This window comes from Luteibacter sp. NPDC104163 (assembly GCF_055584245.1).
On sequence record NZ_JBVJMK010000006.1, the window covers coordinates 17,916 to 31,690 of the forward strand.

At 64.5% G+C, this 13,775-nt stretch carries 11 protein-coding genes; 4 read left to right on the plus strand and 7 right to left on the minus strand.

The window, feature by feature from the left end; translation table 11 throughout:
* Positions 1–127: 127 nt before the first annotated feature.
* Together ACZ6YI_RS09025 and ACZ6YI_RS09030 are read right to left on the minus strand one after the other, a co-directional pair.
* Positions 128–2,128 carry a bifunctional 2',3'-cyclic-nucleotide 2'-phosphodiesterase/3'-nucleotidase gene (locus tag ACZ6YI_RS09025; protein WP_465778350.1) on the minus strand — a complete coding sequence of 667 codons (2,001 nt, stop codon included), beginning with the start codon at positions 2,126–2,128 and terminating at the stop codon, positions 128–130.
* Between the two features lie 161 nt (positions 2,129–2,289).
* Positions 2,290–4,218, minus strand: coding sequence for an alkaline phosphatase family protein (locus ACZ6YI_RS09030; protein WP_465778351.1), 1,929 nt, complete (start codon positions 4,216–4,218; stop codon positions 2,290–2,292).
* Positions 4,219–4,383: 165 nt separating this feature from the next.
* Between ACZ6YI_RS09030 and ACZ6YI_RS09035 the strand changes: the two genes are divergently transcribed.
* The 3 genes from ACZ6YI_RS09035 (at position 4,384) to ACZ6YI_RS09045 (ending at position 9,454) form a co-directional block, all read left to right on the plus strand.
* Entirely contained in the window at positions 4,384–6,675 is a 2,292-nt protein-coding gene (locus ACZ6YI_RS09035; protein WP_465778352.1) for a TonB-dependent receptor, read from the plus strand.
* Between the two features lie 56 nt (positions 6,676–6,731).
* Positions 6,732–7,772, plus strand: coding sequence for a glycerophosphodiester phosphodiesterase (locus tag ACZ6YI_RS09040; protein WP_465778353.1), 1,041 nt, complete (start codon positions 6,732–6,734; stop codon positions 7,770–7,772).
* 176 nt (positions 7,773–7,948) lie between these two features.
* Positions 7,949–9,454 (plus strand): amino acid permease, encoded by a 1,506-nt coding sequence (locus ACZ6YI_RS09045; RefSeq protein ID WP_465778354.1) that lies wholly within the window; start codon positions 7,949–7,951, stop codon positions 9,452–9,454.
* A gap of 31 nt (positions 9,455–9,485) precedes the next feature.
* Here the strand turns inward: ACZ6YI_RS09045 and ACZ6YI_RS09050 are convergent, their stop codons facing one another.
* Positions 9,486–9,998: a DUF1697 domain-containing protein gene (locus ACZ6YI_RS09050; protein ID WP_465778355.1), complete on the minus strand. Its 513-nt coding sequence runs from the start codon at positions 9,996–9,998 to the stop codon at positions 9,486–9,488.
* 129 nt (positions 9,999–10,127) lie between these two features.
* On the opposite strand from ACZ6YI_RS09050, the gene ACZ6YI_RS09055 reads away from it, so the two are divergent.
* Positions 10,128–10,832 (plus strand): glutathione binding-like protein, encoded by a 705-nt coding sequence (locus ACZ6YI_RS09055; RefSeq protein ID WP_465778356.1) that lies wholly within the window; start codon positions 10,128–10,130, stop codon positions 10,830–10,832.
* A gap of 74 nt (positions 10,833–10,906) precedes the next feature.
* Here ACZ6YI_RS09055 and ACZ6YI_RS09060 read toward each other — a convergent pair whose 3' ends face one another.
* The 4 genes from ACZ6YI_RS09060 to ACZ6YI_RS09075 form a co-directional block, all read right to left on the minus strand.
* Entirely contained in the window at positions 10,907–11,587 is a 681-nt protein-coding gene (locus ACZ6YI_RS09060) for an outer membrane protein (RefSeq protein ID WP_465778357.1), read from the minus strand.
* A gap of 11 nt (positions 11,588–11,598) precedes the next feature.
* Positions 11,599–12,243 (minus strand): outer membrane protein, encoded by a 645-nt coding sequence (locus tag ACZ6YI_RS09065; protein ID WP_465778358.1) that lies wholly within the window; start codon positions 12,241–12,243, stop codon positions 11,599–11,601.
* Between the two features lie 89 nt (positions 12,244–12,332).
* Positions 12,333–12,974 carry an outer membrane protein gene (locus ACZ6YI_RS09070; protein WP_465778359.1) on the minus strand — a complete coding sequence of 214 codons (642 nt, stop codon included), beginning with the start codon at positions 12,972–12,974 and terminating at the stop codon, positions 12,333–12,335.
* Between the two features lie 149 nt (positions 12,975–13,123).
* Complete coding sequence (locus ACZ6YI_RS09075) at positions 13,124–13,774, minus strand: outer membrane protein (RefSeq protein ID WP_465778360.1); 651 nt, start codon at positions 13,772–13,774, stop codon at positions 13,124–13,126.
* Position 13,775 lies beyond the last annotated feature (1 nt).

Here is a 13,775-nt window from a genome sequence, read left to right on the forward strand (position 1 = left end):
GTGGGTCAAGCCCAACAACGTCTTGGGCGGGGGGGGCCGGGTGGGTTGTGGGCGCGCGCTTGCGCGCGTTTGGGGGGGTGCGGCGAGCACCCATCGCGCGCAAGCGCGCTCCCACAGCTAAAGATGCTTACTTCTTCGAAAGATCCAGCGCGTAGACGGCCGTGCCATCGCCGTTGTCCTTCACCTCGGTGACGTGCAGGCCCAGCGACTTCGCCAGGTCGGCCTTGCCCGAGGCATCGCGGAAGGTCACGGGACCCTTCACCTTCACCGGGACGAAGCTCCACGAGCGCTTGTCGACCAGCTTGTTCGTGATGGTCTTGTTCGCCTCGACCCACTTGATCACGACTTCGCGGTTGCCGTCCGGTGCGTTGAGCACGACCGAGTCGCCGTTCATGCCCGGGAACTCGCCGCCGCCGTTCGCGCGATAGCTGTTGGTCACGACGATGAACGGCTGGCTGTCCTTCACCGGCTTGCCCTTGAAGCGCAGGTTCCCGATGCGCTCGCCTTCCGGCTTCGTCACGTCGATGGTGTAGGTGATGCCGCCCTGGATCTGGTCGAAGTTGTAACCCGGCATCTTGCCGATCAACGGCTGCTCGCCGTCCTTCGCCGGGTCGATCTGGTTGAAGCGGTTCGCCGATTTCTCCAGCCACGCCTTCACGCCCGCGCCATCGATCTTCACCGCGGCCAGCGTGTTCGGGTAGAAGTAGAGATCCGACGCGTTGCGGATCGTCATTGGGCCCTTTGGCACATCGGTGTAATCATCCGGGCCACCGAAGCCGGTGCGGAACGCGGACGCCGCGGAGATCACCGGTACATCCTTCAGGTCAGGGCGCGAGCGCGCGAGTTCGTCCCGCGCGTAATCGATCTGCGCGGCATTCACCACGGCCAGCGCCGTCATGTTGCCTTCGTCCGCGAAGTAGCTGGTAAGCGCGTGGTCGGTCGCGCCGATCGGCGTGTTCACGTAAGCGATGGCGGCCTCGTGCGCATCCTTCACCAGCGGTGCGATGGCCGGATCCGCCTCGACGCACTGGCCCTTCTTGACGCAGATCGGGCGCACCTGGCTGTGGCTCTTGTCCTTCTCCACGACCCAGCGGCCACCCTCGCGCTTCATGCTGAGGTTGATGACGCCGAGATCCTTGCCGAAGAAGCCGCCCATCACCGCGGGCACGCCGCGAACGATGCCGCGCTTAGCGTCGACATCCTTCATGCCCTCGTAGCGCGGCCCCGGGAACTCGGTATGCGAGTGGCCGAGCAGCAGCGCGTCGATGCCCGGCACGCCGGCCAGGTACCAGCCGCCGTTCTCCATCTGCGGCGTATACGGCGCGGTGTTCAGGCCACCGTGCAGGATCGCGACGACGAGATCGGGATGCTGGGCCTGGATCTCCGGCATGTACTTCTGCGCGGCCTCGACCACGCCGGTGACGGTGACCTTGCCCTGCAGGTTGCGCTTATCCCAGTCGAGGATCGGCGGCGGGGTGAAGCCGACGATGGCGATGCGCAGCTCGGTCGGTACGTCCTTGCCTGCAGCGTTCTTCGCCATGACCGTCTTGGTGACGATGGTCCACGGCTTGAAGATGGGCTTGCCGTCGCGCGCGCTGTCCACGTTGGAAAGCACGAGCGGGAACTTCGGGCCAGCACACTGCTTCGCCGTCACGCCATCGACGTTCATGGCCGTGTTCGTGACCTGCGCGAGGAACGGCAGGCCGTAGTTGAACTCATGGTTGCCGGCGGTGCCGCCGTCGTAGCCCATGCTGTCCATGGCCTTGTAGATGCCGAGCTCGGTATCGCAGCCGATCGGCTTCACCAGCGCCTGGTAGTCGGCGAGGACGCTGCCCTGGATGGTGTCACCGCTGTCGAACAGCACGGTGTTCGGGAATTCCTTGCGGGCCTGGCGGATCAGCGTGGCCACGCGCTCGTAACCGAAGGACGGGTCGTCCTTCTGCTTGTAGTAGTCGTACGAAAGGATGTTCGAGTGGACGTCGGTGGTTTCGAGGATCGCGAGGTCGAGCGTCGCGCCATCGGCCACGGCGGCCGGCTTCCCGGCGGCGGTCTTGTCGGCGGGCGTGCTGGCGCACGCGGCGAGCAGGGCGGCCGAAAGCGTGGCCAGGGCGAGGGGCTTGAACATCATGGAGGTCCGTTCATCGGTGGATCAGGGGGAGCGAAGCTAGCAGAAACGCGTGACACCCGCCCGCGCGCCGCGCGCCGCGGCTGTCGTGGGAGCGCGCTTGCGCGCGATGGGCCTTGCCGCGGGCACCCATCGCGCGCAAGCGCGCTCCCACAAAGGGGGTGTCAGGGGCTGCGTTCGGCCCGGGCCTCGTCGAAATACGTGTAGGTTTTGCCGTTATCGGTCAATTGCTTCGTCTTCAGGGTGAAGCGGTACGTGCTGCGCCCCATGGGGCTGCCATCGACGCGGCGGACATCGAGGCCGGTGGCCGTATCGGTGGTGATGTCAGCCGGCTTCACGGCCAGGCCTTCGCCATTGCGGCCCTCGACGGCCTCGCGCAGCACACGTCCGTCGGCCTTGCCCAGGTCTACGCCAAGCACCGCGGCCAGGGTCGGCGCGAGATCGACGTTGCCGCTGGGCAGCTCGCTACGCAGGTTTTTGCGGAAGTCCGGCCCGGTCAGCAGCAGCGTGTTGTGCACATCCACGGGGCTGAAGCTGCCGTGCATGCCGCGCTCGTTGCTCATGCTGGTGTACACGGTGCCGCGGAAGCCCTGGATCGTCGCGTCCGGATCGAAGTCGTAGCTCGCGATGATGTCCGGTGCGCGCTTGTTGGCGAGATGCACGGTGGCGAGCGGCAGGGTGCCCGGGATCTTTCCGTAACGCGCATCCACGAAGATGGCGCCGAACATTTCGCGCGACTGCAGGAAGCGCACGGCCTTTTCGATCGCCGCGCGATCGTGCGATGGCAGGTAGAGGTACTCGCTGCCGCCATTCGGCGCGATGACAAAGGCTTCCTTCGGCAGCTCGGCCGGTACCTTGTAAGCAGGCGTCGTGTACGGTCCCGGCTTGCCACAGATACGGCCATCGTCGTCGAAGCGCGTGGCATGAAGCGCCTTGCCGTTCGCAAGGATGCCCGACATCACCGGCGCATAGATGCAGCCAAAGCCATCGAAGGCCGTGAAGCCAGCCTGGGTCATCTCATCGGCCAGGCGGATCGCGCCTGAGGTCGAGAAGCCCCACTCGTTATCCATGCGACCCACGCGGCCATCCGCGATCTGGCGCAACGGGAACAGGTCGCGCGGCCCGGCGACGTTGCTGTGTGCGTGGTCCGAGACGATCACCAGATCCGTATCGCTCTCCATCCCCAGCGCTTTCAGTTTCGCCTGCAGCTGGCCGAGCAGCTCATCCTGCGCGCGCAGGGCCAGGTGGAAGTTGGGCGAGCCCACGCCGTACTGGTGCTCGGTCGAATCCGGGTTGCGCAGCCATACGAAGCTGACGTCCGGCTTCTCCACCGGGAGGATGTACTCGAGGAACGCCTTCATCAGGTACGCGTTCGACGCGGTCGGTGGCGCGCCCGCACCATCGGAGGCATCCGAGGTGCTGCCATCCTTCAGCGTCACCAGGGGCAGCTGCGCGGTGGGCGCGCCGTTATCCGGCTCCAGGTGGAAATGCTCATCGTCATAGGCGTGCACGATGTTGGCCGGCAGCTTGAAGCCAGCCGTCGCGAGCTTGCGCGCGAACGACAGGGGCAGCGCCACGTTCTCGTCGAGGATCGTGCCACCCTCATGGATGTCCTGCAGGAACGCCGGCCCCGATTTGCCGACCACGGCGGTCTTCAGTCCTTTCTTCCGCGCCCGTTCCAGCAGGGTCGGCGCCTGCAGCAGGTCGTGGTGGTAGTGGTCGTCGAGGGCGCGTAGTACCGCGTAATCCTCGGTGTACACCGGCGCGGCGAAGTCGCTGGGCGCGCCCTTGGCGTCGAAACCGCTGGCGCCCGGGGCCCAGAAGCGGTTGCCGAAGAAGCCGATCGTGCCCGGGAACGAGCCGGTGGCGAAGCTCGAGGCGTTCACCATGGTGAAGGTGGGGTAGGTCGCGTGGTTATCCGCGAAGAACGTGCCCTGCTTCACCAGCGCCGCCAGGTTCGGGGTGTCTTCCTCGCTGATCGCGTCGGGGCGCATGCCATCCCACACGAACACGATGACGCGGTGGGCAGCGCTGGCTTCGCTCGAAGCGAGGGCCAGGAACAGCAGGGCGGTGAGGCGGGTGCGCAGTGACATGGAGAGGTCCGTGCAAGGGTTCGCCATTGTTGGGGCGAAGTGTTGCAGGTTTTCGCGGTATTTGAGACCCGGTTCACCAAACGGCTTATCCGAGGCACATCGTAAGAAAACGTCCACACAGCAAAGCCACTCTCGTCGGCTTTCCCACCGTCGAGTCCCCTGTCGATGAAGTTCTCCCGCTCCGCCCTGTTCCTGGCGCTCGCCGCCGCCGTCGCTGTCCACGCCCATGCCGAGGACGCCCCGCCGCCGAAAACCCAGGACCTCGAGGCGGTATCGGTCATCGGCCAGGGTGAAACCCGCCAGGTGCAGCGCATCGTGCCGGAGGACCAGAAGGTCCTGCCGCCGGGGACCAGCCCTCAGAAGATCCTCAACCGGCTGCCGGGCGTGAGCGTGCAGTCGAACGATGCCTTCGGCGCCAATGAGGAGTCGCAGTCGATCACCCTGCGTGGCTTCAACACCACCCGCCTCGGTTACACCCTGGACGGCCTGCCGCTCGGCGATAACGCCTACGGCAACTACAACGGCCTGAACATCTCCCGCGCGCTCATCGCCGAGAACATGTCCACGGTCGAGCTCTCCGAAGGTATCGGCGCGCTCGGCACGGCCTCGACCAGCAACCTCGGCGGCACCATCCAGTATTTCTCGGCCGACCCGTCGGCGAAGTTCGGTGGCAAGGCCGCGCAGACCTTCGGCAGTGACCACAACCGGCGCACCTACGCCCGCATCGACACCGGCGATTACAAGGGCTTCTCCATGTACCTGTCGGGCGTGAAGGCCGATGCGGACATGTGGGCGCAGCCGGATTCGAAGACCACCACGAAGCAGTTCAACGGCAAGGCCGTGTACGAGTTCGGCGATGGCAACCGCATCACCGGCTTCGCCGATACCTCGCGCACCAGCCAGGCCGACTACGCCTACCTCTCAAAGAGCGGCATGCGCCGCGGCCTGGGCTGGGACTGGAACCTTTACGCGCCGGACTGGAACCGTGCGCTTGCCGCGGCCCATTGCGCGCCGGCGTACACGATCGGCGGCGTGAAGGACGCCCGCTGCGGCTTTAGCGGCGGTGTCGACAACATCGACGATGCCTACTACCAGAGCCGCGCGCTGCGCCGCGACGACCTCTACTACATCGCCGGCGATTTCAACGTGGCCGACGGTGGCACGCTGCACACGCAGGTCTACCACCATGAGAATGCCGGCCAGGGCCACTGGTGGTCGCCCGGCCAGAAGTCGTTCCCCGGTACGCCGGAAGAACTGCCGATCAGCATCCGCAGCACCAACTACACCATCAACCGCAATGGTGCGATCGCATCGCTGTCGTGGGACTTCGGCGCGCATCATGTCGAAGGCGGCGTGTGGTATGAACAGAACGACCACCACGTCGAGCGCAACTTCTACTGGATCGATGGCCCGGTCAGCGACAACTATTACCTGAAGAACCCGGATCGCCGCCTGTTCGCGCAGGATTACACGATCACGACGAAGCAGGCGTATATCCAGGACAGCTTCAAGGCATTCGACGATCGCCTCTCGGTCGATGTCGGCGTGAAGAGCCCGCACACCACGATGAAGGCCGTGGAACTGCCGGGCGTGGAAAGCCCGTATGCCACCGGCACGCTGAAGGCGCAGAAGGCCCTGCTGCCGCAGGCGGGCCTGGCGTGGAAGCTCGCGGAGGGCCAGGAAGTCTTCCTTTCCTATGCGAAGAACATTGCTTCGTTCCAGGGTGGCGGCGCGGGCGGCCCGCAGTCGGTATCGCAGGCCGCATTCAACGGCACGCGGAGCAACCTGAAGCCGGAGGAGTCGCGCAGCATCGACGGCGGTTTCCGCAGCATCGGTACCGCCTACGAGGCATCCGTGGCGCTGTATGACGTGAAGTTCGACAACCGCCTGCTCTCGCTCAACCCGTGCCCGAGCATCGAAGTGGGCACGCGCCCGGAGTGCAACACGGCCTTCGTCAACGTCGGTTCGGTCAGCAGCCGCGGTGCGGAGTTCACCTTCATCTGGAAGCCGATCCAGGGCTTCCAGTGGTACAACTCGGCATCGTTCAACCGTTCGAAGTGCGATGACAATTACGTCGCCAATGGCGTGCCGGTCCCGGTGAAGGGCAAGACCACGGTGGATACGCCCAAGCGCATGTTCGCGAGCGAGGTGAGCTACACCACGGGTCCGTGGACGGCGAGCCTGCGTGGCAAGTACACCGGCAAGCGCTACTACACGTACACCAACGACCAGAGCGTCGCAGGCGCCACCTCGTTCGATTTCGGCGCGAGCTACGACTTCGGCGCGATCGGCCAGCTGAAGGCACTGACCCTGGCCCTGAACATCACCAACCTCACCGACCACCGCTACGCCACCAACCTCACGGCGTTCGCCGCGACGGATCCGCAGGGCCGCGCCCTCGCGTTCCATGCCAGCGCACCGCGGCAGAGCTTCGTGACCCTTTCGGCGGATTTCTGATGATGAAGACGGCGCTATCCTTTGGCCTCCTTGCCCTCATGTGCGGAGCCTTGCCGATGACCGTGGAAGCCATGGATGCCCGTCCCATCGCCGCGAAAGTGCTGGTGATCGGCCACCGCGGGGCCAGTGCGCTGCGGCCCGAGCACACCCTGGCCTCGTACGCCGTCGCCATCCGCGATGGCGCCGACTTCGTCGAGCCCGACCTGGTCTCGACGAAGGATGGCGTGCTGGTGGTGCGGCATGAGAACGAGATCGGCGGTACGACTGATGTGGCCGCCCATCCGGAATTCGCCAGCCGCAAGACCACCAAGACGGTGGATGGGGTGCAGATCACCGGCTGGTTCACCGAAGACTTCACCCTCGCCGAGCTGAAGACGCTGCGTGCCCGCGAGCGGCTGGCCGATATCCGCAAGGCCAACACGGCCTACGATGGCGAGTTCACGGTGCCCACCTTCGACGAGATGATCGAGTTCGTCGCCGCCGAGGCCTCGGCGCGCGACAAGGTCCTGGGGATCATCCCGGAGATCAAGCATTCCACTTACTTCCGCGGCATCGGCCTGCCGATGGAAGACAAGGTGCTGGCGACCCTTGCCGCCCATGCTTATACCCGTACGGCACCGGTAGAGATCCAGTCGTTCGAGGTGGATAACCTGAAGTACCTGCGCGGCAAGCTGGGCAAGGATCACCCGAACATCCGCCTGCTCCAGCTGATGGAGGCGGGCGACGAGCACCCGGCCGACCAGCCCTCGCTGACTTACGCGGCCATGATGACGCCGGCCGGATTGAAGGCCGTGCGTGGCTATGCCGACGCCATCGGCCCCTCGGTCCGCAGCATCATCCCGCTGGCGGCCGACGGGAAGCTGGCGCCCGTGACCCCCCTGGTCCACGACGCCCACGCCGCGGGCCTCGAGGTCCATCCGTACACCTTCCGGCCGGAGAATCACTTCCTGGCGGCGAATTTCCGTAACGGCGCCGGCGATGCAGCCCGCAACGAGGAAGGCTCCGTAGCGGAAATCCGCGCCTACCTGGCCACCGGCATCGATGCCTTCTTCACCGACGACCCGGCCCTGGGCCGCAAAGCCGTAGACCACCGCTAAGGCCGTTGTGGGGGGGGGGGGGGGGGGGGGGGGGGGGGGGGGGGGGGGCCCCCCCCCCCCCCCCCCCCCCCCCCCCCCCCCCCCCACAACGGCCGGGCTTGCTGCACCCGCTCGGCGACACGCGCCCTCCCGGCCCGCTATGATCCCCGGTCATTTGCCACACCGCGGGTCGCCCCATGTCGCTAGCCAGGTTCCTTCGCCATAAGTCCGTCGAGCAGTTGCAGGCGGAGGTCGGCAAGCGCTCGGATTTCCGCCGCGTCCTCGGCCTGTGGCAGCTCACCGCCATCGGCATCGGCGGCATCATCGGCGTCGGCATCTTCGTGCTGGCCGGCCAGCAGGCCGCCCTGAACGCCGGCCCGGCGGTGGCGCTCAGCTTCATCATCGCGGGCCTGGGCAGCGCCTGTGCCGCCCTGTGCTATGCCGAGTTCGCCGGGCTCATCCCCGTCACCGGCAGTGCGTACACCTACGGCTACGCGGTGCTCGGCGAGGGCGCGGCCTGGATCATCGGCTGGGATCTCCTGCTCGAATACGCCCTGGTGGTGGCGGTGGTCGCCATCGGCTGGTCGGGTTACGTGCAGGTGCTGCTCGCCACCGCCGGCGTGCACTTGCCGGAATGGGCGCAGAAGAGCATGAGCGCCGACACCATGAAGTTCTACTGGCAGCATGCCGTCGGTTCGCTGGGCGTCACCTTCGCCGAGCCGGTCGCCGCACCGACGGACGGCCACCGTTTCAACATCATCGCCGCCGGCATCTCGCTGCTTGTCGCGATCATGCTTTCCGTGCGCACCGAGTGGGGCGCACGCCTCAACACGCTGATCGTCACGATCAAGGTTATCGGCGTCGCGCTTGTGATTGGCGTCGGCGCGTTCTATATCAACACGGCGAACTGGCATCCCTTCATCCCCGAGCGCATGTTCGACGCCAAGGGCGTGAGCCACTTCGGCTGGCACGGCGTACTCACCGGCGCATCGGTCGTGTTCTTCGCCGTGTTCGGTTACGACACCCTGACCACGGCCGCGGAAGAAGCAAAGAATCCGCAGCGCGATCTGCCGCGCGCCGTGCTGCTCTCGCTCGCCGTCGCCATGGTCCTGTATATCGCCGTATCGCTGGTGCTCACCGGCATCGTCCCGTACAGCTCCCTGAGCGGCGAAGCGTCGGTGTCCGATGCGTTCAATGCCATCGGCCTGCCGTGGATCAGCAACATCATCGCCATCGCCGCCGTCATCGGCGTGATCAGCGTGCTGTTCGCCTTCATGCTCGGTGCCGCGCGCATCTGGTTCGCGCTCTCCCGCGACGGCCTGCTGCCTTCGTGGTTCTCGAAGGTGCACCCGCGCTTCGGTACGCCGGCACGTCCGACCATGATCCTCGGCATCTTCACCGCCGTCGTCGCCGGCCTGCTGCCGATCGGTGAAGTGGCAGAGTTGGTGAACATCGGTACGCTGAGCGCGTTCATCCTGATCTGCGCGTCCGTGCTCGTGCTGCGCGTGCGCAAGCCCGATCTGCAGCGCAACTTCCGCACGCCGGCCGTGTGGTTCACCGCGCCGCTCGGCATCCTGTTCTCGCTGGCCCTGATCTATGGCCTGCCGTGGATCACGTTCGAGCGTTTCGCGATCTGGATGGCGATCGGCTTGGTGGTTTACTTTGCCTACGGCGCGCGGCACAGCAAGCTCAATCGCGAGTGATTGTGCGGTTGGATCGCGCGCGAGCGCGCTCCTACAGGGCTGCAGCCATTTCCGTCAGTTTCGCTACCGTGTTGATGTTACGGGCGGTGCCGGCTTTCGCGGCGGGGATCACCAACTTCGATGAGGCCATGCCGTCGTCGTAGCGGACGTAGACCTCGCGTTTGCCGAGGCGGATCTCCTCGCTGGCCTGGTGGCGGACTGCGGCGAGGGTGTCCTTCGGCGGGGCGCTGTCGAGGAAGATGGCGACGACGCGGTTGCCCGGGGCACCGGGAAAGGGATTGGCGGCAAGGACGGCCGCCATTTCGGCCGCGGTCCGGACCATGACCCCGACGGGCTTCCCCGCGTAATCGGCGAGGCGCGCTTCGAGAGCGTCTTTCACCGCTTTCTCCTTGAGCCGCGAGGTGAACACCACATTGCCGCTGGCGATGTAGGTCTTTACGCCCTCGAACCCCTCCGCCTCGCACATGGCCTTCAGCTCGGTCATCGGCAGCTTGCCAGTGCCGCCTACGTTCACGGCGCGGAGGAGGGCGATATACGCGGTCATGGCGGGCTCCGTGGCAGGCTCGGCCGAGTGTAAGCCGAAGGCCGGGTGGCGGGGCAGGGCGGTTGAATCGGCCCCTCCCGCCCCCTACCTTCGAAGACCTGACCCTCGCCCACCACAGGATGCGCTCCCATGGCCGACCTTTCCGATTTCCCCATCACCTCCCGCTGGCCGGCGCAGCATCCCGACCGCATCCAGCTCTATTCGCTGCCCACGCCGAACGGGGTGAAGGCTTCCATCATGCTGGAGGAGGTCGGCCTGCCGTACGAGGTGCACCTCGTCGACATCATGAAGAACGAGAGCAAGCTGCCGGAGTTTGAATCACTGAACCCGAACGGCAAAATCCCGGCCATGATCGACCCGAACGGCCCGGACGGTAAGCCGATCGGCCTGTTCGAATCCGGCGCCATCCTGCTCTACCTCGCCGAGAAGACCGGGAAGTTCCTGCCGAAGGATCCGCAGAAGAAATGGGAGACCATCCAGTGGGTGTTCTTCCAGATGGCGAGCATCGGCCCGATGTTTGGCCAGGTCGGTTTCTTCCACAAGTTCGCCGGGCGTGAATGGGAAGACAAGCGGCCGTTGCAGCGTTACGTGGACGAGGCGAAGCGTTTGCTTGGCGTGCTCGATAAGCAGCTGGCCGGCCAGAAGTGGATCGTGGGTGACGAGTACACCATCGCCGATATCGCGACGCTCGGCTGGGTGAATAATCTTGTGACGTTCTATGGCGCACGTGAGCTGGTCGAGTTTGACCAGTTTGAACATGTCATTGCCTGGCTGGAGCGTGGTACGTCCCGTGCGGGTGTTGAAAGGGGGCTCAAGATCCCGGCTCGATCGTAATTCCGGATCGCGCGCAGACGCGCTCCTGCAACAGCCTGCATGAAAACGCCCGGCGATTGCCGGGCGTTTTTGGGTTACCAGAAACGGTATTCCAGATTGACGCCTGCAACGCCTGCGTGGGCAGTGTGACCGAGATCCGCGAGGCCGTCGGCCTTGAAGCTGTATCGGTCGTAGGTAAGGGTCACGCCGATATTCTCGTTGAAGTCGTAGCCGAAGCCGACACCAGCGTAGATGGTGTTATCAGACGACGAACTACGGCTAAGGGGAACGGTAGGATCTGGCTGGAAGACGAAGTAGCCCACACTGCCGGCATCGTAGCGCGTACGAACATGCGCCACGCCAGCGCGGGCGGTTACGGTCAGGCTGTAGGGCAAGTCCCACTTGCCGTTGACACCGAGCAGAACCGCATCGGATTTGGATTTTTCGCGCGTAAGGGAGCGCGCGCTCAGGCCGCCGGAGCTTTGCCGCCAGTCGGTCTTGCCAAGGTTGACATAGCCCAGTTCCACGCCGAACGAGAACGGGCGTGCGACGACCCACCGGTATCCGCCCAGAACGCCGAAGCCAGTGGCGGTATCGTCTTCCGTCACGCTATGGCTGGCGTCGGACTCGTCACGGTCGATATCGAAGTGTGACTTTCCTCCCTGGATCGCGACGAATGCACCCGATTGGGTGACCGATGCGGACCCAGCGTACGCGATAGTCGGCAATGCGAGTAATGAGAGTACCGCGAGACCGGTGCGCGTGATGTGCTTCATAAATATCCTTTTCAGAACCGGAACTCTGCCGATAGCCCAGTCACCCCGACATTCACCGTGCGCTTGTCACCAGTGATGTCCTCGGCTTTCAGCGAATAGTTGTCGTACGTCGCTGTAATGCCGAAGTTCTCGTTGAAGTCGTAGCCGAAACCGATGCCTGCGTAGATGCCGTTATCGTTCGATGTCTGATGGTAGTGACTGGTCGTCTCGTAATAGCCGCTGATGGCGTACGTATACGAGACGTACTCCTCGTCAAGCTTTGCGCGCGAATGGGCCAGGCCGGCATGCGCGGTAATCGTGAAGCCGTGTGGAAGATCCCACTTGCCGTTAGCACCCACGAGCACGGCCTCGCTCTTGACCCTGTCTTCGAAGCGGAACGAATTGTGTCCCTGTCCCGCCGTGAATCGGCCCAGGTTGACGTAACCGGCCTCGACGCCGATGGCGAATGGGCGATCAACGACCCAGCGGTAGCCAGCCAGGGCACCGAATGCCCTGTCGTCCATGTCGTTGAAGTTCGTGGTCAGGTGGTTAACGTCGTAGTGCGAGCGACCGCCATTGACGCTGATGAAGGCACCCTGCTGCGTTGCTGCCGCGGCAGGAAGCGCGGCCAGGAAAAAAGTCGCGGCCGCGGCGGCGGCGAGAAACGTCTTCTGCACGATGGTTCCCCTTCTGTCCATGATAGTCGTTCAAACCCACGACGTTTGTCGTGGGCTGGATTGAAACGTGCACCGCTACGAACAAGGAATTACCAGAACCGATATTCCGCTGACAGGCCGGTCACCCCGATATTCACCGTGCGCTTATCGCCGATGACGTCCTCGGCCTTCAGCGCATAGTGATCGTAGGTAGCCGTGATGCCGAAGTTCTCATTGAAATCGTAGCCAAAGCCGAGTCCGCCGTAGACGCCGTTATCGGTCGACTGGTTGTGGAACCAGAAATCCTGGCTTCCGCAGCAGCCGACGTAGGTCTCGTTGGTGTCGTATTTGGCACGTGAGTGAGCCAGGCCGGCGCGCGCAGTAATGGTCCAGCCGTGCGGCAGGTCCCATTTGCCGTTCGCACCGACGAGTACTGCCTCGCCCTTGAACTTGTCGTGGTAGTCCACGTAGTAGTCATCGCCCACGACACGGCCGCTGGCCTTCTGGGCACCGAGATATACATAGCCTGCCTCGACGCCAATCGAGAACGGACGATCGACCACCCAGCGATACCCTACGAGGGCACCGTAGGCACTGTCATTGTTATCGTCGAAGTTCGCGTGGCTGACGCTGTAGTGCGAACTGCCGCCGTTGACGCTGATGAACGCACCCTGCTGGGTGACAGCGGCGGCGGAGAACGAAGCGAGGGCGAGTGCGGCGGCGGTGGCCACCGAGAGCAGAACCTTTTGCATGTTGAGTCCCTGAGTCCTTGTAAGTCTGCCGGCCCCGTTGCCGGCGAGCCCCTTGGGGCGGCGTTATCTTACGAGGCTTTCCGATTGGCTGCCATGACAGCTGATCGTGACCTGCGTCACAGACCGCTGCCATGGCCGCCAGGCCGCTATCAGAAGCGGTATTCCAGGTTGCCGCCGAATACGCCGACGTTCACGGTGCGCTTGTCGCCGGTGATGTCTTCAGCCTTCAGGGCGTAGTGGTCGTATACGACCGTGATGCCGAAATGCTCGTTGAAGTCATAGCCAAAGCCGAGGCCGGCGTAGATGGCGTTGTCGTGCGAGGTTTCGTCAAGCAGGTTGTAGGTCTTGTCGAAACCTGGGCTCGTATCGCGTTCACGGATCGAATAATCCATCTGCGAATGCGCGAGACCGGCGTGGGCGGTGATGGTGAAGCCGTTCGGCAGATCCCACTTGCCGTTCGCACCGATCAACACGGACTTGCCCTTGAACTTGTAGCTCAACGTATCGTGGATCCCGTATGCCGGGACGACCCAGTAATCTTCGGTCGAACTCATCTTTCCGAGATCGACGTACCCCGCTTCCACGCCGATCGAGAACGGGCGATCCACAACCCAGCGGTAACCGACCAGGGCACCGACCGAACTGTCTTTCTTGTCGTCGAAGTTGGCGTGGCTCACGTCATACCGCGAGCTGCCGCCGGTGACGCTGATGAATGCACCATCGTGCGTGGCGGCGCTAGCCGCGAACGAAGCAAACGAAAGAGCGGCGGCCGCGGCCACCGAGAGCAGAACCTTTTGCATG